The organism is Streptomyces sp. Pv4-95 (assembly GCF_045782725.1).
Lineage (GTDB): Bacteria > Actinomycetota > Actinomycetes > Streptomycetales > Streptomycetaceae > Streptomyces.
Window position 1 is genome coordinate 6,943,518 of the sequence record NZ_CP127172.1, and the last position, 22,930, is coordinate 6,966,447.

At 71.6% G+C, this 22,930-nt stretch carries 18 protein-coding genes; 12 read left to right on the top strand and 6 right to left on the bottom strand.

Annotation, left to right across the window (positions count from 1 at the left end; translation table 11 throughout):
* Positions 1-135 precede the first annotated feature (135 nt).
* Positions 136-921: an electron transfer flavoprotein subunit beta/FixA family protein gene (locus QOM21_RS30490; protein ID WP_407554222.1), complete on the top strand. Its 786-nt coding sequence runs from the start codon at positions 136-138 to the stop codon at positions 919-921.
* A 51-nt stretch (positions 922-972) separates the two neighbouring features.
* Entirely contained in the window at positions 973-1,935 is a 963-nt protein-coding gene (locus QOM21_RS30495; RefSeq protein WP_407554223.1) for an electron transfer flavoprotein subunit alpha/FixB family protein, read from the top strand.
* Between the two features lie 135 nt (positions 1,936-2,070).
* Here the strand turns inward: QOM21_RS30495 and QOM21_RS30500 are convergent, their stop codons facing one another.
* Positions 2,071-2,385 (bottom strand): putative quinol monooxygenase, encoded by a 315-nt coding sequence (locus tag QOM21_RS30500; RefSeq protein WP_407554224.1) that lies wholly within the window; start codon positions 2,383-2,385, stop codon positions 2,071-2,073.
* Between the two features lie 200 nt (positions 2,386-2,585).
* Between QOM21_RS30500 and QOM21_RS30505 the strand changes: the two genes are divergently transcribed.
* Positions 2,586-3,809: a GDSL-type esterase/lipase family protein gene (locus QOM21_RS30505; RefSeq protein ID WP_407554225.1), complete on the top strand. Its 1,224-nt coding sequence runs from the start codon at positions 2,586-2,588 to the stop codon at positions 3,807-3,809.
* 65 nt (positions 3,810-3,874) lie between these two features.
* Here QOM21_RS30505 and QOM21_RS30510 read toward each other — a convergent pair whose 3' ends face one another.
* A complete protein-coding gene (locus QOM21_RS30510; RefSeq protein ID WP_407554226.1) occupies positions 3,875-4,396 on the bottom strand; it encodes a DinB family protein in 522 nt (173 codons plus the stop codon).
* Between the two features lie 194 nt (positions 4,397-4,590).
* Between QOM21_RS30510 and QOM21_RS30515 the strand changes: the two genes are divergently transcribed.
* Complete coding sequence (locus tag QOM21_RS30515; RefSeq protein WP_407554227.1) at positions 4,591-5,874, top strand: DUF6986 family protein; 1,284 nt, start codon at positions 4,591-4,593, stop codon at positions 5,872-5,874.
* Positions 5,875-6,203: 329 nt separating this feature from the next.
* On the opposite strand, the gene QOM21_RS30520 is transcribed toward QOM21_RS30515, so the two are convergent.
* Entirely contained in the window at positions 6,204-7,244 is a 1,041-nt protein-coding gene (locus QOM21_RS30520; RefSeq protein WP_407554228.1) for a LacI family DNA-binding transcriptional regulator, read from the bottom strand.
* Between the two features lie 144 nt (positions 7,245-7,388).
* On the opposite strand from QOM21_RS30520, the gene QOM21_RS30525 reads away from it, so the two are divergent.
* The 3 genes from QOM21_RS30525 to QOM21_RS30535 all read left to right on the top strand — a co-directional run bounded on the left by QOM21_RS30525 (position 7,389) and on the right by QOM21_RS30535 (position 11,686).
* On the top strand, positions 7,389-8,345 hold the full coding sequence (locus QOM21_RS30525; RefSeq protein ID WP_407554229.1) for an ROK family protein: 957 nt from the start codon (positions 7,389-7,391) through the stop codon (positions 8,343-8,345).
* Between the two features lie 155 nt (positions 8,346-8,500).
* Positions 8,501-9,199: a VC0807 family protein gene (locus QOM21_RS30530; RefSeq protein ID WP_407554230.1), complete on the top strand. Its 699-nt coding sequence runs from the start codon at positions 8,501-8,503 to the stop codon at positions 9,197-9,199.
* 348 nt (positions 9,200-9,547) lie between these two features.
* Positions 9,548-11,686, top strand: a complete 2,139-nt coding sequence (locus QOM21_RS30535; RefSeq protein ID WP_407554231.1) for a protein kinase domain-containing protein — start codon at positions 9,548-9,550, stop codon at positions 11,684-11,686.
* Positions 11,687-11,728: 42 nt separating this feature from the next.
* Here QOM21_RS30535 and QOM21_RS30540 read toward each other — a convergent pair whose 3' ends face one another.
* Entirely contained in the window at positions 11,729-13,711 is a 1,983-nt protein-coding gene (locus QOM21_RS30540) for an NPCBM/NEW2 domain-containing protein (protein WP_407554232.1), read from the bottom strand.
* Between the two features lie 355 nt (positions 13,712-14,066).
* On the opposite strand from QOM21_RS30540, the gene QOM21_RS30545 reads away from it, so the two are divergent.
* The 4 genes from QOM21_RS30545 (at position 14,067) to QOM21_RS30560 (ending at position 18,685) form a co-directional block, all read left to right on the top strand.
* Entirely contained in the window at positions 14,067-15,323 is a 1,257-nt protein-coding gene (locus QOM21_RS30545) for an ABC transporter substrate-binding protein (RefSeq protein WP_407554233.1), read from the top strand.
* 23 nt (positions 15,324-15,346) lie between these two features.
* Positions 15,347-16,393 carry a carbohydrate ABC transporter permease gene (locus QOM21_RS30550; protein WP_407554234.1) on the top strand — a complete coding sequence of 349 codons (1,047 nt, stop codon included), beginning with the start codon at positions 15,347-15,349 and terminating at the stop codon, positions 16,391-16,393.
* Positions 16,390-17,304, top strand: a complete 915-nt coding sequence (locus QOM21_RS30555; protein ID WP_407554235.1) for a carbohydrate ABC transporter permease — start codon at positions 16,390-16,392, stop codon at positions 17,302-17,304. Before QOM21_RS30550 ends, QOM21_RS30555 begins: the two co-directional genes overlap by 4 nt.
* Before the next feature lie 349 nt (positions 17,305-17,653).
* A complete protein-coding gene (locus QOM21_RS30560) occupies positions 17,654-18,685 on the top strand; it encodes an NUDIX hydrolase (protein ID WP_407554236.1) in 1,032 nt (343 codons plus the stop codon).
* Positions 18,686-18,749: 64 nt separating this feature from the next.
* On the opposite strand, the gene QOM21_RS30565 is transcribed toward QOM21_RS30560, so the two are convergent.
* Positions 18,750-20,111 carry a dipeptidase gene (locus QOM21_RS30565; protein WP_407554237.1) on the bottom strand — a complete coding sequence of 454 codons (1,362 nt, stop codon included), beginning with the start codon at positions 20,109-20,111 and terminating at the stop codon, positions 18,750-18,752.
* A gap of 178 nt (positions 20,112-20,289) precedes the next feature.
* Here QOM21_RS30565 and QOM21_RS30570 point away from each other — a divergent pair, with 178 nt between their 5' ends.
* Positions 20,290-21,492, top strand: coding sequence for a geranylgeranyl reductase family protein (locus tag QOM21_RS30570; protein ID WP_407554238.1), 1,203 nt, complete (start codon positions 20,290-20,292; stop codon positions 21,490-21,492).
* 402 nt (positions 21,493-21,894) lie between these two features.
* Here QOM21_RS30570 and QOM21_RS30575 read toward each other — a convergent pair.
* A protein-coding gene (locus tag QOM21_RS30575; protein ID WP_407547454.1) for an IS5 family transposase occupies positions 21,895-22,703 on the bottom strand; the annotation gives its coding sequence in 2 pieces (ribosomal slippage) (positions 21,895-22,361 and positions 22,361-22,703; 810 coding nt in all).
* Positions 22,704-22,930 lie beyond the last annotated feature (227 nt).

A 22,930-nucleotide genomic window follows, 5' to 3' on the forward strand; every position in this document is an offset into this window, starting at 1 on the left:
CGAGACTGTATGTACTGGCGAGTAATATGACGGTCGGCGTGGGGAACCGCCTCCGACCGGGAGCCGCCCCAACAGGCGCCTATGCTGCCAGCACAAAGGCAGTTCAGAAGAGACGAAGCAGGTAGGAGAGTCGGCGTGAGCTTGAGGATCGTTGTCTGTGTGAAGTACGTGCCCGACGCCACCGGCGACCGGCACTTCGCCGAGGACCTGACCGTCGACCGCGACGACGTGGACGGCCTCCTCTCGGAGCTCGACGAGTACGCCGTCGAGCAGGCCTTGCAGATCAAGGAAGCCGCTGACGACGCGGAGATCACGGTGTTGACCGTCGGTCCCGAGGACGCAAACGACGCGCTGCGCAAGGCTCTGTCGATGGGTGCCGACAAGGCCGTCCACGTCGAGGACGACGACCTGCACGGCACCGACGTCCTGGGCACCTCCCTCGTGCTGGCCAAGGCCATCGAGAAGACCGGCTACGACCTCGTCGTGTGCGGAATGGCCTCCACCGACGGCACGATGGGCGTCCTGCCCGCGCTGCTGGCCGAGCGGCTGAACGTCCCGCAGGTCACCCAGCTCTCCGAGGTCGCCGTCGCCGACGGCACGGTGACCGGCCGCCGTGACGGTGACACCGCCAGCGAGCAGCTTCAGGCCGCGCTGCCCGCGGTGGTGTCGGTCACCGACCAGTCCGGTGAGGCGCGCTACCCGTCCTTCAAGGGCATCATGGCGGCGAAGAAGAAGCCGGTGGAGTCCTTGGATCTGGAGGACCTGGAGATCGAGGCGGACGAGGTCGGTCTCGAGGGTGCCTGGAGCAAGGTCGAGGACGCGGCCGAGCGTCCGGCCCGCACCGCCGGCACGATCGTCAAGGACGAGGGCGAGGGCGGCAAGCAGCTCGCCGAGTACCTCGCGGGCCAGAAGTTCATCTAAGCCCCGACGGCCCCCTCAACCTTCCTCATCTCTTCCCGCAGGAGTCATCTCATGGCTGAAGTCCTTGTCTTTGTCGACCACGTGGACGGCGCCGTCCGCAAGCCCACCCTCGAACTGCTGACCCTGGCCCGCCGGATCGGTGACCCGGTGGCCGTGCACCTGGGTGCCGGCGCGGATGCCGCCGCAGGCGTGCTCGGCGAGCACGGTGCGGTCAAGGTGCTGGCCGCCGACGCTCCGGAGTTCACCGACTACCTCGTCGCCCCCAAGGTCGATGCGCTGCAGGCCGCCTATGAGGCCGTCTCACCGGCCGCGGTGCTGCTGCCGTCCTCCGCCGAGGGCAAGGAGATCGCGGCCCGTCTGGCGCTGAGGATCGGCTCGGGCATCATCACCGACGCCGTCGACCTGGAGAACTCCGATGAGGGTCCGGTGGCGACGCAGTCGGTGTTCGCGGCGTCCTTCACCACCAAGTCCCGCATCACCAAGGGCACCCCGGTCATCACCGTCAAGCCGAACTCCGCCGCTCCCGAGGCCGCCCCGGCCGCGGGCACGGTCGAGCAGCTCACGGTGAACATCGCCGACGCCTCCAAGGGCACGAAGGTCGTCTCGCGTACGCCGCGTGAGTCGACCGGGCGTCCGGAGCTGACCGAGGCCGCGATCGTGGTCTCCGGTGGCCGCGGCGTCAACGGCGCGGAGAACTTCCCCGTCATCGAGGCCCTCGCCGACTCCCTCGGCGCGGCCGTCGGTGCCTCGCGCGCCGCGGTCGACGCCGGCTGGTACCCGCACACCAACCAGGTCGGCCAGACCGGCAAGTCCGTCTCGCCGCAGCTGTACATCGCCGCCGGCATCTCCGGCGCGATCCAGCACCGCGCCGGTATGCAGACCTCCAAGACCATCGTCGCCATCAACAAGGACGCCGAGGCCCCGATCTTCGACCTCGTCGACTACGGCATCGTCGGCGACCTCTTCGAGGTCGTCCCCACCCTCACCGAAGAGGTCAAGACCCGCAAGGGCTGACCCCCTTGGGCCCACCCGAGCCCACAGGCACTGAAGACCCGCGCACCACCGGGCCTGTACCGCCACACGCGAACGGGCCGGTGGTTCGCGGGTCTTCGGGCTTCGGGCCCTCGCCGCTCTCCCGAAGGGCCCCGCTCAGCCCTTGGCCAGTACGCCCTTCGCGGGGTCGCCGGCCGGCACCGGATCCAGGACCGCGACGTCCACCGGCGCGGCCATCGCGTCGGTGATGTCCCCGATGAGTGCCGCCATCGCCGGGCCCGCCGAGTGGGCGTCGAGGGCGGCCTGGTCCGTCCAGTGCTCGACGATCGTGACCCGGTCGTCGCCGGAGTGTGCGGCGTAGAGCAGGCAGCCGGGCTCGGCGTGCACGGCGGGCGCGTGTCGTCGAAACGCCGCGAGAACGTCCTCGCGACGGCCGGGCTTGGTCCTCATGGTGGCGACGACGACGGGCACGGGGCCTCCTGGTGTTCGATGGCGGACGCTTCAGCCTAAGGCGCTGCCGGACCGCATACGTCCTGCTCGGACCAGGCGAGCACGCGACTGATCAGCGCCTCCGGGTAGTCGCGCCGCCACGGCCGGGCCGGGGGCCGGTCAGCGACCAGGGCCGGGAAATCATTGGGCGGACCGGGCGGCCGACCGGCAGAATGCCCGGCATGAACGACCCGCTCGATGACGTCACCGGAGCCCCCACGGCGGCCCGCGCGACGGACTGGATCACCACGCCCCTCACCGCGGATCTGCTGCGCGGCGCGCTCGACCTGGAGCGCACCGAGCACGGTGTGCTGCCGCACCGGCTGCCCGCCCGGGCCCGTGCCCAGTGCGCCGACGGGCAGCTGGCCATGGCGGAGGCCCAACCGTCCGGCGTACGGCTGGTGTTCCGCACCCGAGCCACCGCCGTGGAACTGGACGCCCTGCGCACCAAGAACGCCTACCAGGGTGCTCCGCCCCGCCCCGACGGCCTCTACGACCTGCTCGTCGACGGCAGGCCGGCGGGGCAGGCAAGTGTGCCCGGCGGCAATGTGCTGATGGTGGACATGACCGCGGGGACCTCGGAAGTCCGGCCCGGCCCCGTCGGCACCGTCCGGTTCACCGGCCTCTCCGACCGCGTCAAGGACATCGAGATCTGGCTGCCGCACAACGAGATCACCCAGCTGGTCGCGCTGCGCACGGACGCCCCCGTCGAGCCCCTGCCGGACGCCGGCGCGAGGACGTGGCTGCACCACGGCAGCTCGATCAGCCACGGCTCCGACGCCGCGAGCCCCACCACGACCTGGCCGGCGCTGGCCGCCTCCCTCGGCGGTGTGGAGCTGACCAACCTGGGCCTGGGCGGCAGCGCCCTGCTCGACCCGTTCACCGCCCGCGCGCTTCGCGACACCCCGGCGGATCTGATCAGCGTCAAGATCGGCATCAACATCGTCAACTCCGACCTGATGCGCCTGCGCGCGTTCGGCCCGGCGGTGCACGGCTTCCTCGACACCATCCGCGAGGGCCACCCCCGCACACCCCTCCTGGTCGTCTCGCCCCTCCTGTGTCCCATCCACGAGGACACCCCCGGCCCCGCGGCCCCCGATTTCAGCAACCTCGGCGCGGGACGCCTGCAGTTCAAGGCGATGGGCGACCCCGCGGAACGGGCCGCGGGGAAGCTGACGCTCAACGTCATCCGGGACGAATTGACCCGCATCGTGCAGCAGCGGGCGGTCGACGACCCGAACCTGTCCTACCTCGACGGCCGTGATCTCTACGGCGAGGCCGACTTCGCCGAACTGCCGCTGCCCGACCAGCTCCACCCGGACGCGGCAAGCCACCGCCGGATCGGTGAGCGCTTCGCTGCGCACGCCTTCCGCTCCGGCGGGCCGTTCGCCGCGGAGCGTGCCTGAGACGCCTGCTCCGCGGCAGTCCCAGGGGCCTTCACAAAGGCACCGGTGAGCGGCGGGCAGGACCCCTAGTCGCCGGTCGCGCCGTCGATCCGCTCGCGTAGCAGATCCGCGTGGCCGTTGTGCCGCGCGTACTCCTCGATCATGTGGACGTAGATCCAGCGCAGGTTCAGCTTCCGGTCGCCGTGGGGGTTGTGGAAGAGCTCGTCCAGGCCGCGGTCGGCCACCGCCGCGTCGCACACCTCGATCTCGGCGCGGAAGGCGGCGAACGCCGCTTCCGCGTCGGCCGGATCGATGTCGTCGAGATCGGCGTCCGCGTTCTCGTCGGTGATGTAGTGGGTGGCGACCTGCTCACCGGCGAAGCGCTGCCGGAACCAGACGCGCTCGACGTCCGTCATGTGCCGCACCAGGCCGAGCAGGGTGAGCGTGGACGGCGGGGAGCTCGCCTCGGCCAGCTGCTCCGGGGCGAGCCCGGCGCACTTGGTGAGCAGGGTGTCGCGGTGCCAGTCGAGCCAGCCCTGCAACATCTCCCGTTCGGCGGCCGCCGTCGGAAGGTCCCTGCGGTCGATCTGTGGTGCGATCCATGTCATGAGGGCGAGTGTGACCGCCCCGAGGCCCCCGGCGCCACAGAGTTAGGCCGTCCGTGGGCCCGTGACCTGCGTCGCTGCGGGGGAGAGGGTGTTGACCTCGGCACTCGACACGGTTAACTTCGCTATACGGATTGTTGATTCCGCTAGACGGAAAAACGCTCGATCGTCGGGCTGGAGCACCGGGAGGGTGTCGAATGGGGCAGCAGGAGACCGTGGCAACGAGCCTTGCGCACACCGTACGTGAGGGAATCGGAGCCGCTCTCGCCGAGGTCGACGCCGACCTGGCCCGGCGCTACCCGGGCGACCCCGGCACCCGCCAGCCCGTTCACACCGTCTACGTCCCCGGGGACGCCTTCACCGCGGGCACCCTGCGCTCCTGGGGCGACCAGGCGCTCGCCGCCCTCGACGAGCACGCCCCGGACGCCGCCGCCCTCGCCGCCGTCCTCGGCATCTCCGACGAGCTCGCGGGGCCCGTCCACGACCGCGTACGCGCCAAGCTGGAGCGCGAGCCCATCGAGGACCTGCGCATCGACTTCGAGGACGGCTACGGCCCCCGCCCGGACGCCGAGGAGGACGAGGCGGCCGCGCGCGCGGCCGCCCTGGTGGCCGCCGCGTTCAAGAACGGCACCGCCGCTCCGTACATGGGAATCCGGATGAAGTGCATGGAAGCCGCCGTCCGCGACCGCGGCATCCGCACCCTCGACATCTTCCTCACCGGCCTGATGGAGGCCGGCGGCCTGCCCGACGGCCTGGTCCTGACGCTTCCCAAGGTGACCTACGCCGAGCAGGTCACCGCGATGGTGCGGCTGTTGGAAGCCTTCGAGAAGGCCCGCGGTCTGGAGAGCGGCCGGATCGGCTTCGAGATCCAGATCGAGACGACCCAGTCGATCCTGGGTGCCGACGGGCGGGCCACCGTGGCCCGCATGATCGAGGCCGCCGAGGGCCGCGCGACGTCCCTGCACTACGGCACCTTCGACTACAGCGCCTCCTGCGGTGTCAGCGCCGCCCACCAGTCGCTCGACCACCCCGTCGCCGACCACGCCAAGGCCGTGATGCAGGTGGCCGCGGCGGGTACCGGCGTCCGCCTCTCGGACGGCTCGACCAATGTCCTGCCGGTCGGCCCGACGGCCCAGGTGCACGACGCCTGGCGGCTGCACCACGGCCTCGTCCGCCGGTCGCTGGCCCGCGCGTACTACCAGGGCTGGGACATGCACCCGGGCCACCTGCCGACCCGTTACGCCGCGGTCTACGCCTTTTACCGCGAGGGCCTGGAGCAGGCGGCGGCCCGGCTCGCCGCGTACGTGGCCAAGGCCGGCGGCGACGTCATGGACGAGCCGGCCACCGCCAAGGCGCTCAGCGGCTACCTGCTGCGCGGCCTCGACTGCGGCGCCGTCGACACCTCCGAGGTCGCCCGCCTCACCGGCCTGACCCGCGCCGACCTCGACGCCCTCGCGGGCCGCCCGGCCAAGTCCGCCTGATCCCGGGCCGGCCCACGGCCGGTTGCTGCCCGCTGCCCCGGTCGACGTCCCCCGGCGTCCAGGCCGGGGCGGTGGCGTTCCGCGGGGCGCCGGCGTCACCTTGTATGAGACGCCTCGTCAAATGGGCTACGGGTGAACGCAGTTGGGCGCTCCAAGCGCCTGCGAGCCGCTGCTCGCGCCTGGCCGTGCCGAGGAGGGACGACGGGGCCGCGGTATGCCGACCCTGCCGCCCGGCGGCGGCCAGGATCGCCGAGGTCCCCCAGCTGGGGTCCCATGCCGGGCCCCGGCCCGCGCGGGGCTGCCGTCGCCGCCCGCCGGTCCGCGCGCTCTCAACTCTCCACGGGGCGCAGCTCGCCCGAGCCGCGGGCGATCAGGCGGGTCGGGATGTCCACCCGCTGCGGCAGGTCGTCGACGCCCTCCAGGCGGCGGAAGAGCAGCTGCGCGGCCGTCCGCCCCAGGCGGGCGGCGTCCTGGGCGACGACCGTGATCGCCGGCTGGACGAGATCGGCCAGCTCGAAGTCGTCGAAGCCCACCAGGGCCACCTGGTGCGGGCGTTCACCGAGGACGCGTACGACGGTGACGGTGACCCGGTTGTTGCCCGCGAAGAGTGCGGTGACCGGCTCGGGGGAGTCCAGCATGGCGGTGGCGGCGTCCCGGACCCGCTCGGGGGCGGTGGGGCCGAGCGAGACCCAGGAGTCGTCCACCGGCAGTCCCGCCGCGGCCATCGCCGTGCGGTAGCCGCGGAGTCGCTCGCGTGCGGTGTGGATCCGCGGCTGGTCACCGATGAATCCGATCCGGCGGTGGCCGTGTGCGATGAGATGCGCCACCGCGTCCTGGGCGCCGCCGAAGTTGTCGGAGAGCACGACATCGGCGTCGATCTTGCCGGCCGGGCGGTCCACGAAGACCGTCGCGATACCGGCCGCGATCTCCGGCTCCAGATAGCGGTGGTCGTCACCGGCCGGGATGACGACCAGGCCGTCCACCCTGCGCGCGCACAGCGCCAGGGCCAACTCCTGTTCGCGGGCCGGGTCCTCGGCGCTGGAGCCGTTGATCAGCAGTGCGCCGTGGCTGCGGGCGACCTCCTCGACGGCGCGGCTGAGCGGCCCGTAGAACGGGTCGGCGAGATCCTCCAGCACCAGTCCGATGCTGGCCGTCCGGCCCTTGCGCAGGATGCGGGCGGAGTCGTTGCGGCGGAACCCCAGGGACGTGATGGCTTCCTGGACGCGTCGTTCGGTGTCCGGAGTGACGCCCGGTTCGCCGTTGACCACGCGGGAGACCGTCTTGAGCCCGACCCCGGCACGCGCCGCGACATCCTTCATCGTGGGCCGGGTGCCGTAGCGGCGGGAGGTGCCCCGGGCGGTGTCGCTCACGGTGTGCGGTCCTGATTCTGTCGGCGTCGGGGGATGCCGTCGAGCATAGCCTCTAGACAACGTTGTCAACAGAGGGGAGACTGGGTGTTCTCATGCCGGGCCGGCACCCCCCGGCCCCCGGGCCCACCAGGAGATTCGACACCGATGCAGATGGACCTCAGCGCAGCGTTGGACATTGGCGGTACCAAGATCGCCGGCGCTCTGGTGGACGGACGCGGCAGGATGATCGTACGGGCGGCGCGGCCCACGCCCGCCGACCGGGACGGGGCGACCGTGATGCGCGCGGTCGCCGAGGTGGTGTCGGAGCTGGCGGCGGGCCAGGACTGGGCACGGGTGGCGGCGCTCGGCATCGGCAGTGCGGGCCCGGTGGACGCCTCCGCGGGCACCGTCAGCCCGGTCAACATCCCCGGCTGGCGCGACTTCCCGCTGGTCGCCGGTGTGCGGGCGCTGGTCGGTGAGCGCCCGGTGGTGCTGGTCGGCGACGGGGTGGCGATGACCGCGGCCGAGCATTGGCAGGGCGCGGCCCGCGGCCGTGCCAACGCGCTGTGCATGGTGGTCTCCACCGGCGTCGGGGGTGGCCTCGTCCTCAACGGCCGCCTGCATCCAGGCCCCACCGGAAACGCCGGCCACATCGGACACATCAGCGTCGATCTGGACGGCGATCCGTGTCCGTGCGGTGGCCGTGGCTGCGTCGAACGCATCGCCAGCGGGCCCAACATCGCCCGCCGGGCGCTGGCGAACGGATGGCTGCCGGGCGCCGACGGCGACACCAGCGCGGCCGCGGTCGCCGCCTCGGCGCACGCCGGCGACCCCGTCGCCCTCCGCTCCTTCGAACGGGCCGCGCAGGCGCTGGCCGCCGGGATCGCCGCCACCGCGACGCTGGTCGAGATCGACATCGCGGTCATCGGCGGGGGCGTGGCCGGCGCGGGCGACGTTCTCCTCGTCCCGTTGCGTGCCGCTCTGCGGGACTACGCGACGCTGTCCTTCGTGGCGGATCTGACGGTCGTACCCGCCCAAATGGGCACCGACGCCGGGCTGGTGGGCGCCGCCGCGGCCGCCGCACAGGAGTCCCGCCTCGAAGCCTTCGCCGCCACGGGCTGAGGGCGCGGCGCCCGCTGCGCCCCGGTGGGAGACCCACCGGCCGGCGGCGCCCGCCGGAGGACTTGGCGGAGATTTTGGATGCCGGATGCTCACCCTGCCCACCAGGTCGCTTACGTTTCCCCTGCCTACTCATCACGCATGTCCACGGGGGAAGAATGACCGCGCAGGAAGTCAACGGAGCCCGTCCCGCACCGCCGGCCCGTTCCGGGCCCGCCGCCGCGCTCGGATGGATCCTGACCATCGGGCTCAATGTCGTCGCGCCGATCGTCACCTACAACGCGCTCACCGACCACGGCTGGAGCGAGTTCTCGGCACTGCTGCTCAGCGGCGCCTGGCCGGTGCTCGACAGCGCAGTGCACCTGGCCTGGCGCCGCCGCATCGACGAATTCGCCGTCGTCACCCTGGTGTTCCTGGCCATCACGGCCGTCGTGTCGCTGATCGGCGCGCACTCGGCACGGGCACTCATCATCAAGGACTCCGGCGTGACCGGGCTGTTCGGGGCTCTCTGCCTGGCCACCCTGCTCGCGCCGCGTCCGCTGATGTTCTACTTCGGCCGCAAGTTCGCCACCGACGGCACCCCGGAGAGCACCGCCTGGTGGAACGGCATGTGGCAGTACGAAGGCTTCCGCCGCACCATGACCGTGATGACGTCCGTCTGGGGAGTGGCCTACCTCGCGGAGGCGGGGGTGCGGATCGCCCTGGCCTACGTCGTGGGCACCGGCGCCATGGTCGTCATCAGCCCGGCCATGGCCTACGGCGTGCTCGGTGCGCTGAGCCTTTGGACCGCCCTGTACGCCAAGCGGTCGCAGGCCGCGGGCGAGCGGCGTGCTGCCCAGGCGGCGGCCGCCGCCTGACCGTAGGACGCCGGTGGCCGGGCGAGAGGTGAACGCGCCCGGCCTGCCCCGGAGAAGCCGACTTCGCGACGGGGTTAACGGCCCCGGACGACGCTTTGGGCGTCCGACGCGCTCACCGGCGCCGGACGGTACGACGTTGCCTCCCTCGCGGCAGCGGAAAGTCTCTAGGCTGTAGCCCACGACGACGGGCAGAGCTACGGGCAACGAGGGGAATCGGCGACGGTGACAGCGGGGGAGCGTGAGCAGCGCGGAGCGGATCAGGCCGGCGGGGCGGACGGCGGGCACGAGCCCGGTGCGGCGGGCGGCGCACCCGGGCCCCAGGGGGGCGGCCCACCCGGCGCCGCCGCCGTGAGCGGTCCCAAGCGGGGGCAGGACGCCGACCTGACCGGCCGCGTCCTGGGCGGCAGATACCGCGTGACCGGCCGGATCGGACGCGGCGGCATGGGCGTGGTGTGCCGCGCCGTCGACGAGGTGCTGGGCCGCGAGGTCGCGGTGAAGGTCCTGCGCGCCTACACCGACGCCTCGGCCCCGGAGCTCGCCGACCTGCGCACCCGTATGCAGCGCGAAGCGCGTGCCGCGGCCCGTATCCGGCACTCCGGCGTGATCACCGTCCACGACGTCATCGACGAGGACGGCCGGCCGGTCATCGTGATGGAGCTGGTCGACGGCCCGTCGCTGGACGATGCCATCGGCAGCCGCGGCGCCCTGGACCCCAGGGAGATCGCCCGGATCGGCGCCCAGGTGATGGACGCGCTGGACGCCGCCCACCGGGCGGGTGTCCTGCACCGCGATGTGAAGCCCGGCAACGTCCTGCTGGACAGCAGCGGCCGGGTGGTCCTCACCGACTTCGGTATCGCCAGCATCGAGGCGCCGGGCGACGGTGCGACCACGAACATCACCCGCAGTGGCGAACTCGTCGGCTCCCTCGACTACTTGCCGCCGGAGCGGGCGCAGGGCATGGATCCCACCCCGGCTTCGGACATCTGGTCGCTGGGCATGACGCTGTACGCCGCCGTCGAGGGCAGCGGCGCGCCGTTTCGCCGTACGTCGGTCTGGTCGACGCTGACCGCGATCGTCACCGAGCCGTTGCCGGAGCCGCGGCAGGCGGGTCCGCTCGCGCCGGTGCTGTACGCGCTGATGGCGAAGAACCCGGCCGACCGGCCGTCCGCCGCCGCGGCACGGAGCATGCTGGAGGCGGTGGCCGAGGGCCGGGAGCCGGCCCCGGTGCAGGCTCCCGGGGCGGCGCCGGTACCCACCGCGACGGACGTCCGCGCGACTCCTTTGCCGGCTCCGCCGCAGGACGTCGGCGCGCAGGGCGAGGACCGGTCGGGCGGCGGGCAGACCGGGGGGAGTGTGCCAGGTGCGGTAGGCCCGGCCGCGGGGGCAGTGGCGGCAGGCGGCGGCGTGCCCGCCGGGCCACCGAACGGCCAGGCGTCGCCGATGAGTTGGCTGTCGGGGCCCGGTGCGCAAGGAGCGCCGGGGAGCCCGGCGCAGCCGGTGCCGCCGTCCGCCGGTCCGGCCGCACCCGGCGACCGCGACGCCACGAGCGGATCGGCTCTCGCCGGCTCGCCGACGGTCGGGGCCGGCCATTTCCCGGCCCCTGGAGTCCTCGACGGCGCTCCGGGCCCGTCCGCCGCCGCGGTCGGCTACGACCCGCCGGGTGTGGTCGCTGGCCCGCCCGTCGGCAGCACGGGCAGCTACCCGCACCCCTCGGGCCGGTCCGGGCAGGACACCGCGAGGTTGCCTGCCCGGCGCCGGCGCCGCGTGGTGTTCGCCGTGGCCGCGGTGCTCGCCGTGCTGGCGACCGGTGGTGGGACGTACGCACTGGTCGGTGGTGACGCGGGCAGCACCGTCGCGGAACGGGGCCGGCAGGCGGCGGAGAAGGCCGGGAAACCTGCGCCGGGCACGGAGCAGCGCGCGACGGCCGGCAAGGACGATGCCAAGGGCACGGACAAGGGAGACGGCAAGAGCCCGTCGCCCTCCGCGTCCGGAAAGCCCGCCGGTGGCGGTGCTTCCGAGGACGCCGAGGCCGGTGCCGGGGACGGCGGTTCGGGCGGGAAGGACGGCGGGTCGGGCGACGGAGGCGACGAGGGCGGCACCGACGGCGGCACGTCCGGCGGTTCGGACGGCGGCAGCGACACGTCCGGAGGCGGCGGAGATGGCGGCGGCGCGAGCGGTGGCGGTGGCGGCGACCCGACGGAGGGGCCGTCCTGCGTGGGCATCGGGGGCGGCAAGGCCAACTGCCAGGTGTGGCGGACCGCCACCTCCTACACCGAGTCCTTCCAACAGGTCGGCACGCTCAACGCGGGCACCAACTACTTCTACTGCCAGGCGAATCTGGGCCGCCGCGAGACGAGCGGGAAGTGGACCAACGTCTGGTGGGCCAAGACCGACGACGACAGCGGCAACTCCGGCGTCTACATCAGCGTCGTCTATCTCACCGGCGGCGAGAACGACCAGCCGGTCCCCGGGCTGCGCACCTGCTGAGTGCCGGGCGGGCCGTGGGCCCGCCCGGCGGCAGCCGCCCCCTCAGCAGCTGAACCTGGCGTCGCCCCAGTCGGCGTGGTCGTGGTCCACCCCGTCCCCGCCGTCGGTCACGACGAGGCGGACGGTGCGGGCCCCCGAGACGTCGGCGTCGACCGTCCGGGCGGTGTCCTTGCCGGTCATGGTGCCGCTCTCGGTGAGCCGCTCGCCGTCGGCCCAGACCTCGAAGCCGGCCGATCCCTTGTCGCCCGACTCGTCGTCGATACCGACCCGGGCGTGGAACGCGGTGCACCGCCCGCCGGTGTAGAAGCTCACCTCGCTGGGGGCGTGCGCGCCCAGCCCCTTGGCGAAGGCGGCCCCGCCGATGGTGAGTTGCCCGCCGTCGCCGGCCTCGCTCTCCCCGACGCTGGTGTTCCGCTCCACCGGGCCCCAGCCGTTGGCGGCGGTGAGCCACGGCAGCTCGGCGGCGTACGCCGTCCCGGCGGGCGGGGGCACCACGACATGGGCGCTACCGGGCAGGGTGGTGGTGATCCGCTGTCCGTCCGGCGCGCGGTGAGCGGCGGTCAGTGTCAGGTCGTAGGCCCCTGGCCGCGCCCCGGCCGGCGCCGTGATCTCCCAGTCGGTACGCAGCGTCGCGCCGCCGGGCAGCGCGCGGGCGGTGGCGGGCGAGGTCGCCGTGACCTGCCAGCCGTCCGGGGCCCGGAGCGCGACCCGCACGTCCCTGGCGGGGGTGCCGCCCAGGTTGCCGACGGTCGAGCGCAGGGCGGTGGGGGTGCCGGTCTCGACCAGCGGAATGCCGTCGGTGCCGGCCTCGACGGCCGGCGGGTGGTCGGCCCAGCGCCGGTCGGCGGAGACCCGGTAGACGGTGGTGCCGTGGGCCGGGACGGTGGCCGAGATCGTGCCGGTGGTGTGCTGGTCGCGATGCTGCCAGAGGTCGCGCAGGCGGTAGCCGTCCGCCTGCGGGAGACCCACCTGCCGGGCACTGGTGGTGATGCGCTGCGGCTGCCCGGTCTCGTTGAAGAGGGCGACCGCGCGGTCACCGTTCGCCAGCTCCTTGACCAGCGTCCAGCGGCCGTCCTCGGATGCCAGGACGGTGGCCTGCTTGCCGGCCGCGTCCTGATCCAGCGCGATGAGGTCCTTGTTGGCCAGGATCTCGAAGGTCTCCGGCGTCGCCTTGCGCAGATCGGAGCCGATCAGCAGCGGGGCGGACATCATCGACCACAGCGCGAAGTGGCTGCGGTACTCGGTGTCGGTCATCCCGCCGTTGCCGACCTCCAGCATGTCCGGGTCGTTCCAGCGGCCGGGGCCCGCGTACGGCGCGAGCGGCAGATTCTGCTTCAGGATCCCGAGCATGCTCGACCAGCTGTCGCTGATGTCACCGGTCGTGCGCCACAGGTGCCCTACGTCCGACGCCCACTCCCAGGGCCTGTTCTCGCCCCATTCGCAGATGCTGTAGACGATGGGCCGCCCGGTGGCCTTCAGAGCGTCCCGCATGGCGCGGTAGCGGTACCGGGCGTCCACGCCCTGGTTGTTGCAGTTGTCGTACTTGAGGTAGTCGACGCCCCAATCGGCGAACTGACGGGCGTCGGAGACCTCATGCCCCAGGGAACCGGGGAAGCCGGCCTCGTTGCAGGTCTTGGTCCCTGCGCTGGTGTAGATGCCGAACTTCAGGCCCTTGGAGTGGACGTAGTCGGCGACGGCCTTGATGCCGTGCGGGAAGCGACGGGGGTCGGCCACCAGCTTGCCGTTCGCGTCCCGCTCGGGCAGCGCCCAGCAGTCGTCGAGGTTGACGTACCGGTAACCCGCGTCCTTGAGGCCCTTCGCGAGGAAGAGGTCGGCGATGCCCTTGACCATCTCCTCGTCGAACTCCGCCCGGCAGTGCGTGGAGTTCCAGTTGTTGAAGCCCATGGGCGGCGTCTTGGCGAGCCCGTCGGGGAGCCGTGGTGCGGGGGAGCGCGCGGTGTCGGTGCTGACCGGGGTGGTGGCCGGGGTGTCGGGGGTGCGGGCCGCGGCGGGCTGGGCGCTCATCCCTGCCGTGCAGAGCAACGCGGCGGACAGCGCTCCGACGATTCTTCGATGGCCTCGCAGTGGGGTGGTGCGGATATGAACGCGCATGATTCGCGTCCTCCGTCCTCGCGAGAGGTGTGGGGAGTCGGGTACCGCTCACTGACGGGTGTTTACGGTAGGGCTTGTTGGACTCTGTTGTAAGGGGAGCGGTAACGGTTGTTCCCTCGCCTGCAAAAAGCCTTGACTGGGCCTGCCGTTGCGAGTGAGATCCCACCCACTCGCGTTCGGTTCTGTTGGTTCCACCCCTGAGGAGGGGGACATGGCCCAGTCAACGTTCGGCGGATCAGGCTCACACGGGGAAGCGGCAGGACGTCGGATGTCCCGGCGAACGCTGCTGCGAGGTACGGCACTCGGGGTGGGGGCGGTCACCTTGCCGTCCGTCCTCACCGCCTGCGGAAGTGGACCGGGCGGCATCTCGGTCGGTTCCAATGCCTCGGACGCCGTCCCGAAGAAGGCTTTCGCGGACGTTTTCCGGGCCTACGAGAAGAAGTCGAAGAAGACGGTGCGGGTGAACACCGTCAATCACGAGAACTTCCAGGAGAACATCAACCGCTATCTCCAGGGCACGCCGGACGATGTCTTCATGTGGTTCGCGGGCAACCGCATGCAGTACTTCGCCCGCAAGGGTCTGCTCGCCGACATCAGTGACCTGTGGCGGGGCTTCGACGGATTCACCGACGCGCTGCAGAAGCAGTCGACGGGCGCGGACGGAAAGCAGTACTTCGTGCCGCTTTACTACTACCCGTGGGCGGTCTTCCACCGCAAGAGCGTCTTTGAGGAAAAGGGATACGAGGTCCCCAAGACCTTCGACGAGTACCGGGCACTCGCCCGGCAGATGCAGAAGGACGGGCTGGTGCCGTTCGCCTTCGGCGACAAGGACGGCTGGCCGGCGATGGGCACCTTCGACTACCTCAATATGCGGGCCAACGGCTACGACTTCCACCTCGCGCTGATGAGCGGCCGGAAATCCTGGAACAGCCCGCAGGTGAAGCAGGTCTTCGACCTCTGGCGCGGCCTCATGCCGTACCACCAGAAGGGCGCCAACGGACGGACCTGGCAGGAGGCCGCGCAGACCCTCGCGCAGAAGAAGGCCGGCATGACGGTCCTCGGACTGCCGCACCCGGGCCAGCAGTTCAGTGCGGCCGACCGTGCGGACCTCGATTTCTTCCCCTTCCCGGAGATCGACCCGTCCTTCGGCCGGGACGCGGTCGAGGCACCGATCGACGGGTTCCTGATGTCGAAGAAGGCCAAGGACCGGGACGGCGCGAGGGATCTGCTGAAATACCTCGCCACTCCTGGAGCGGAGGACATCTATCTGCGCTCCGACCCGAACAACGTCGCGGTCAACAGCGGCGCTGATACCGGCTCCTACACACCGCTCCAGAAGAAGGCCGTCGAACTCGTCGCCGGCGCACGGCAGATATCGCAGTTCATGGACCGCGACACCCGCCCCGACTTCGCGTCGACGGTGATGATCCAGGCGATCCAGCAGTTCCTCAACGAGCCCGATGACATCGACGGACTGGTGAACGACATCGAACGCCAGAAGAAGCAGATCTTCGCGGCGGAATGACGGCCGCCGAGGACAACCGCCGCATGACCGCCGCTGACGGGCCCCGCCCACCGGCCACCGCCACCGGGTCACCGCCGGGCGACCACGGACACGACGGGGAGCGCAGAGCCGTGCCGAACCCTCGCACACCAGCCGCGCCGGACGCCCGCGTACAAGGTGTGCTCCGCACCCGCGTACGGCGCGCCGGGCGGCGGGGGCCGCGGAAGTACACCCGCCGCGACCTCGCCGTTCTCGGCCTGCTGCTGGGCATTCCGATCCTGCTCGACCTCGCCCTGATATGGGGGCCGACGCTCGCCTCCGTCGGGCTGTCCTTCACGGACTGGGACGGGATCGGCGATATCCGATGGGCCGGCCTCAAGAACTACGACAACCTCTTCACCAACTACCCGCAATTCTGGCCGGCGGTCCGCCACAACCTTCTCTGGCTGGTATTCCTCGGATTCCTCGCCACCCCGTTCGGACTGCTGCTCGCCGTCCTCATCGACCGCGGTGTCCGCTTCAGCCGCTTCTACCAGTCGACGCTCTACATGCCGGTGGTGCTCTCACTCGCCGTCGTCGGATTCATCGCCCAGCTCATCCTCTCCCGGGACCAGGGCGCGCTCAACGCCGTACTCGGCGGCAAGAACCCCACCGACTGGCTGGGAGACCCGGACCTCAATATCTGGATGGTGATGCTGGCGGCCTGCTGGCGGCACACCGGATACGTCATGATTCTCTATCTCGCCGGCCTCAAATCCGTTGACCCGAGCCTCAAGGAGGCCGCCGCCATCGACGGCGCGAGCGACCGGCAGAGCTTCTTCCGCGTCGTCCTGCCCACGCTGCGCCCGGTGAACGTCATCGTCGGCGTCATCACCGTCATCGAATCACTGCGCGCCTTCGACATCGTCTACGCCGTCAACAAGGGCCGCAACGGCCTGGAGCTGCTGTCGGTGCTGGTCACCGACAACATCATCGGCGAGGCCGGCCGGATCGGATTCGGCTCCGCGATCGCCGTCGTCCTCCTCCTCGTCTCCATGGGATTCATCGTGACCTATCTCGTCCAGGAGCTGCGAGGGGAGCAGAAACGATGACCGCCCCCGCCACGCCCCCTGCCGCGCGTCCGGTGCCCGCCGCGGCACCCGCCCCGCGACGCCGCCGCGGCCGCTTCGGCGTGCACGCCTTCCTGTTCGTCGTCTCGCTGGGATTCCTCGCGCCGCTGCTGCTGGCCGTCTATGCCTCGCTGCGTCCGTATGAGGAGACCGCGAAATACGGCTACTTCTCCCTCCCGCGGCACCTCTCCTTCGACTACTACGTAAAGGCGTTCGTCGATTCCGGCATGACCAGGTACTTCATGAACTCACTGGTCATCGCCATCCCCGGCGTCCTGCTCACACTGTTCCTGGCGTCCTTCGTGGCATTCGCCGTGGCCCGGCTGAGGATGCGCGGCGGAATCGTCCTGCTGATGGTCTTCACCGCGGGAAACCTGCTGCCCCAGCAGGTCATCGTCACTCCGCTGTACGTGCTCTTCAACAAGATCCCGCTGCCCTATTGGATGTCCGACTCCCTGACGATGTACGACTCCTTCTGGGCCGTCATCGCCGTGCAGATCGCCTTCCAACTCGGTTTCTGCGTCTTCGTGCTGGCCAATTTCATGCGGACACTGCCACGGGAGATCCTGGAGGCCGCGATCGTCGACGGCGCGGGCGTCTGGGCGCAGTACCGGCGCGTCACCCTCCCGCTGTGCCGCCCCGCGCTCGCCGCCCTGGGAACCCTACAATTCACGTGGATGTACAACGACTTCCTCTGGGGCCTGGTTTTTCTCTCCGACGGAGACAAACTTCCCGTGACCTCGGCCCTGAACAATCTGCGCGGCCAGTTCTTCACGGACTACAACCTGCTCGCGGCCGGTTCCGTGCTCGTCGCACTCCCCACGATCCTGGTCTTCCTGCTGCTGCAGCGGCATTTCATCGCCGGGCTGACCTTGGGCGCGAACAAGGGGTAGCGGCGCGGCGCAATAAAGGCTGGTGACGCCGTGATGCGCCGCCGTCATATGCGAGGGACGGCGAGGTGTCCAGGGCGCCAACTTCGTTGTACGGATGGGGGTTTCGGTACGGAAGGGGCGGGGGAGCGCTTGTTTGCCGGGGGCTTCGCGGCGGGGGATCGGTGACCGGAATCCCTCGTCGTGGCGCAGTGCGCGATCGGCGCGTCCACGGAGCCGCGAGGTGTCCCTGGCCGTGCCGCCCGTCGCAGAGGTGCCGTCCCCGGTCGCGCCCGCGGCCCGTGGTCCCGAAGGGTTTCCGTGGCAGGGTGTTGCGGGCAACTCACCTGGGTCCTAGGGAAGAGGGGAAACCGTGATCGTCTGGCTGAACGGCACGTTCGGTGCGGGCAAGACCACAGCGGCTCATGAATTGCTCGACCTGCTTCCCGGAAGCACGCTCTACGACCCCGAAATCCTCGGCAGCGGGCTGCGGCTGATGCTGCCCGCGAAGCGATTCGAGGAGATCGACGACTATCAGGACCTGCCGGCCTGGCGCCGGATGGTCGTGGACACCGCTGCCGCTCTGCTCACCGAGGTCCCGGGCCCCCTCGTGACACCGATGGCCCTGCTGCGCCAGGAGTACCGCGACGAGATCTTCGGCGCTCTCGCGGCCCGCCGCATTCCCGTGCGGCATGTATTCCTGGATGCGGAGGAAACGATCCTGCGGGAGCGAATATCCCACCGCGCGCACGGCGCCCCGGAATCCGCGGCCGGCCCGTCGGCACACAAGGGACATCCCGGGCACTCCGCGTACCGGCCCGCCCCCGACTGGATCAAGGACGACGCCCACCTCGTCGACACCACCCGGCTGACGCCCCGGCAGGCCGCGGAGCAGATCGCCGAGGCCGTACGCGTCGGCGCCGGCGCCTGCGACATCGTCCAGACACCCGAGCCGACCGCGGAGACGCTCGCCGCCGGTGTGCTGCTCTTCGACGACCGGGACCGGGTGCTCCTCGTCGACCCGACCTACAAGCCGGGCTGGGAATTCCCCGGCGGCATCGTGGAGCCCGGCGAGGCCCCCGCTCACGCCGGAGTGCGCGAGGTCGCCGAGGAGCTGGGCATCGCGCTGCCCCGTGCGCCCCGGCTGCTCGTCCTGGACTGGGAGGCGCCCAAACCCCCCGGCTACGGCGGTCTCCGGCTGCTCTTCGACGGCGGCACCCTGACCGCCGACCGCATCCGCGAGGTGCTGCTGCCGGGAGCCGAGCTGCGCGACTGGCGGTTCGCGACCGAGGCGGAGGCGGAGGACATGCTGCCGCCGGTGCGCTGGAACCGCCTGCGCTGGGCGCTGCGCGCCCGCGAACAGGGCTGCCCGCTCCACCTGGAGGCGGGCGTCCCCCTCGGCTGAGGCGCCCGGCCGGGCGCCGCGGTCGCGGACCGCGGCGCCCGAGCCCCGATCAGGCCCGGCAGCGTCAGGCCCGGCTGTCCGCGTACCGCCGCAGGAACAGTGCCTCGGCCAGCGACAACCGCTCCAGCTCCTGCGGCGAGACGCTCTCGTTGACGGCGTGGATCTGCGCCTCGGGTTCGCTCAGCCCGATCAGCAGGATCTCCGCGTCCGGGTAGAGACCGGCCAGGGTGTTGCACAGCGGAATCGAGCCGCCCATGCCTGAGGTCTGCATCTCCTCACCGTCGTACGCCTCGCGCAGGGCGGCCGCCATCGACGCGTATGCCGGGCTCCCGGTGTCGGCGCGGAACGCCTGGCCCTGCCCTATCTGCTCCACCCCGACCCGCACACCCCACGGCGCGGCGTTCTCCAGATGCGTGGCGAGCAGCTTCGTCGCCTCCCCGGCGTCGGTGCCTGGCGGCACCCGCAGGCTCACCAGCGCCCGAGCCCCCGCGTGCACGGACGGGGTCGCGCCGACCACCGGCGGGCAGTCGATGCCGAGCACGGTGACGGCCGGACGCGCCCAGATGCGGTCCGCGATCGAACCGCTGCCGATCAGCTCGACACCGTCCAGCACCTTGGCGTCCTTGCGGAAGTCCTCCTCCGGGTACTGCAGCCCCTCCCAGGTCGCGTCCGCGGCGAGCCCGTCGACCGTCGTCGAACCGTCCTCGGCGCGCAGCGAGTCCAGCACTCGGATCAGCGCCGCCAGCGCGTCCGGGGCGGCGCCACCGAACTGGCCGGAGTGCAGATTGCCCTCCAGGGCGTCGATGCGTACCCGCACCAGCGTCATGCCGCGCAGCGTCGCGGTGACCGTCGGCAGACCGACCCGGAAGTTCCCGGTGTCACCGATGACGATGGCGTCGGCGGCCAGCAGCTCGGGGTGTGCCTCGGCGTACCGCTCCAGGCCACCGGTGCCCTGCTCCTCCGAACCCTCCACGATCACCTTGACGTTGACGGGGACGCCGCCGTGCTCCTTCAGCGCGCGCAGCGCCGTCAGATGCATGATCAGGCCGCCCTTGCAGTCGGCCGCACCGCGTCCGTACCAGCGGCCGTCGCGCTCGGTCAGCTCGAACGGCGGCGAGACCCAGGCGGACTCGTCCAGCGGCGGCTGCACGTCGTAGTGGGCGTACAGCAGAACCGTCGGCGCGCCGGCCGGGCCGGGCAGGAATCCGTACACGGACTGGGTGCCGTCCGGGGTGTCCAGCAGCGCGACGTCCTCGAAGCCCTCCGCCCGCAACGCGCCGGCCGTCCAGTCGGCGGCCGCCTCGCACTCGCTCCTGGGGAACTGCGCCGGATCCGCGACCGACTTGAAGGCCACCAGCTCGGCCAGTTCGGACAGGGCACGGGGCTGCAGCGAGGCGACGGTGAGCGCGAGCGGGCTGTCAGACATGGAACGCTCCTTGTAGGCGCGGCGTTGTGTACCTACGGGCCGTCCGGCGGGGTGTGCGGACGGGCCGGACGTACGGGTATGGGTGCTCCCGATCTTCCCACAGGCGGTCCGCGCGGAAGCGGCCCGTAGGATGCGGGCGGTACGCGCAGCCAGGCATCGAACAGGAGCAGAAGCACAGGTGAGCAGCGAGCAGGCAGCCGAGGACAACCAGCAGGTGTGGGACGTGGTGGTGGTGGGCGCGGGGCCCGCGGGCGCCGCGGCCGCGCACGCCGCGGCCTGTACGGGCCGCCGGGTGCTGCTCCTGGAGAAAGCGGAACTGCCGCGGTACAAGACCTGCGGCGGCGGCATCATCGGCCCCTCGCGGGACTCCCTGCCCCCCGGCTTCGAACTGCCGCTGCGCGACCGCGTCCACGCGGTCACCTTCTCGCTGAACGGCAAGCTCTCCCGCACCCGCCGCTCCAAGCAGATGCTCTTCGGGCTGATCAACCGCCCCGAGTTCGACGCCGCGCTGGTCGAGTCCGCGAAGGACGCCGGCGCCCGGATCCGTACCGGTGTCACCGTCTCCCGGGTGGAGCAGCACGGCGCCGAGGTCCCCGACCGGCGGACCGTCGCCGTGGTGCTCGGCGACGGCGAGGTGGTGCTGGCGCGGTCCGTGATCGGGGCGGACGGCAGCGCGGGCCGGATAGGCGCCCATGTCGGGGTCAAGCTCGACCAGGTCGACCTCGGCCTGGAGGTGGAGATCCCGGTGCCCGAGACGGTCGCCGAGGACTGGGCGGGCCGGGTGCTCATCGACTGGGGCCCGCTGCCCGGCAGCTACGGCTGGGTCTTCCCCAAGGGCGACACCCTCACCGTCGGTGTGATCTCCGCCCGCGGCGAGGGCGCGGCGACCAAGCGCTACCTGGAGGACTTCATCGGGCGGCTGGGGCTCGCGGGCTTCGAGCCGAGCATCTCGTCCGGGCATCTGACGCGCTGCCGCGCGGAGGATTCGCCGCTGTCCCGCGGCCGGGTCCTGGTGTGCGGCGACGCCGCGGGACTGCTGGAGCCGTGGACCCGCGAGGGCATCTCCTTCGCGCTGCGCTCGGGGCGGCTCGCGGGGGAGTGGGCGGTCCGTGTCGCCGAGGCCCATGACGCGGTGGACGCGCGCCGGCAGGCGCTGAACTACGCCTTCGCCATCAAGGCGGGCCTCGGAGTGGAGATGGGGGTGGGCCGGCGGATGCTGCAGGTCTTCTCCCGGCGGCCCGGCCTGCTGCACGCCGCGATCACCGGCTTCCGCCCGGCCTGGCACGCCTTCGCGAAGATCACCCGAGGCACGACGACGCTCGGCGAACTGGTCCGCACCCACGCGATGGCGCGACGGGCGCTGGAGGCGTTCGACCGCTGAGGCGGGGCCGGGGCTTGGGTCCGGAGTCGGGTCGGGACTGGGTCGGGGCTTGAGCCGGGGGCCGGTCCGGAGTCCGGTCCGAGGACTGGGGCGGGGCACCCGGGTGTGCGCCGGGCGTCGGTCGGGTGCTGCCGGGGCCGCATGCCGGTCGCCGGGCCGGTGCGGGGCGTGCTTGTCATGGTGTGCCGGTGTGCCGGTGTGCCGGTGCGCCGGTGTGATGGGTGGAGCCGGATGGCTCGTGAGAAGGGTGCGCCGTTGGCCGGTCGGCCCTCGGTCCTCAGCGCTCGGCCGTGAGCCCTCGGACCCTCGGAGCCTCGGAGCCTCGGAAGGGTGCCGCGCGTGCCGGGCGGCCCGGGGGATGGTGGCCCTCCCCGGAGGGGACGGTGGCCCTAAGACGTTGTTTCACTTGGTGAGTCGGCGGTAGCAGATGAGGGTTGCGGCTATCCCGACGAAGGCGAGGAAGTGCTCGGGCTTGCGTTCGTAGCGCCGGTGGAGGCGTCGGCAGCCGGCCAGCCAGGACACCGTTCTCTCGACTACCCAGCGGTGGCGACCGAGCCGCTGCGAGGGCTCGACGCCTTTGCGGGCGATGCGATGAGTGATGCGACGCTCGCGGAGCCATCGCCGAAGGTGCTCGTAGTCGTAGCCCTTGTCCGCGTGAAGCTTGGCCGGGCGCCTGCGACGAGGACCGCGCCGAGAGCGGATGGGCGGGATTCCTCGCACGAGCGGCGCCAGGCCGAGACTGTCGTGCATGTTGGCGCCGGAGATCCCTAGCGACAGCGGCAGTCCGTTCCGGTCTGTGACCAGGTGAATCTTCGACCCCAACTTGCCACGGTCGGTCGGATTCGGTCCGGTCAAAAGCCCCCTTTTGCCGCCCGGACACTGACGGAATCGATCGCACACCGAGACCAGTCCAGTTCGCCCTGAGCGCCGAGCTCATCCAGGACGACGCGGTGAAGGCGGGCCCACACGCGCTCCCGGCTCCACTGCGCGAAGCGCCGGTAGACCGTGGGCCAGGCCGGCCCGAACACCGGCGGCAACTGCCGCCACGTACAGCCCGTAGTCGCCACAAACAAGATCGCTGCCAGCACCTCACGGTCGCCCGCCCGGGCCCGGCCACCACCCTGCGGACGTATCACCACCGTCGGCGGAACGACCCGACGAAACAATGCCCACAACTCATCCGGCACCAACCGCTCAACCAGATCCGTCATGCACCACTCAACGAGCCAACGAACCATAAGAAACGACGTCTAAGGGGAACTATGGCCCGGTGGGACCACGGGCCCGGCGGGAACCACGGTCCTGCGGGGATGGCGGCCGGTCGGGGAGCGAAGGGCGATGCGCCAACGTCGGGTACTGGCCCGGCCGTTGCGAACGGCCGGGCGGGGCCGAGGTCCGGTGCCACGTCCCCCTTGCCTCCGCTGCCGCCGCGCCAACG

Excerpts from the sequence above, each read along its gene's own strand:
- QOM21_RS30505 (WP_407554225.1), top strand. The coding sequence starts at position 2,586 with ATGAACGACCCGCTCGATGACGTCACCGGAGCCCCCACGGCGGCCCGC.
- QOM21_RS30495 (WP_407554223.1), top strand. The coding sequence starts at position 973 with ATGGCTGAAGTCCTTGTCTTTGTCGACCACGTGGACGGCGCCGTCCGC.
- QOM21_RS30525 (WP_407554229.1), top strand. The coding sequence starts at position 7,389 with ATGCAGATGGACCTCAGCGCAGCGTTGGACATTGGCGGTACCAAGATC.
- QOM21_RS30515 (WP_407554227.1), top strand. The coding sequence starts at position 4,591 with ATGGGGCAGCAGGAGACCGTGGCAACGAGCCTTGCGCACACCGTACGT.
- QOM21_RS30530 (WP_407554230.1), top strand. The coding sequence starts at position 8,501 with ATGACCGCGCAGGAAGTCAACGGAGCCCGTCCCGCACCGCCGGCCCGT.
- QOM21_RS30545 (WP_407554233.1), top strand. The coding sequence starts at position 14,067 with ATGTCCCGGCGAACGCTGCTGCGAGGTACGGCACTCGGGGTGGGGGCG.
- QOM21_RS30565 (WP_407554237.1), bottom strand. The coding sequence starts at position 20,111 with ATGTCTGACAGCCCGCTCGCGCTCACCGTCGCCTCGCTGCAGCCCCGT.
- QOM21_RS30550 (WP_407554234.1), top strand. The coding sequence starts at position 15,347 with ATGACCGCCGCTGACGGGCCCCGCCCACCGGCCACCGCCACCGGGTCA.
- QOM21_RS30540 (WP_407554232.1), bottom strand. The coding sequence starts at position 13,711 with ATGAGCGCCCAGCCCGCCGCGGCCCGCACCCCCGACACCCCGGCCACC.
- QOM21_RS30555 (WP_407554235.1), top strand. The coding sequence starts at position 16,390 with ATGACCGCCCCCGCCACGCCCCCTGCCGCGCGTCCGGTGCCCGCCGCG.
- QOM21_RS30510 (WP_407554226.1), bottom strand. The coding sequence starts at position 4,396 with ATGACATGGATCGCACCACAGATCGACCGCAGGGACCTTCCGACGGCG.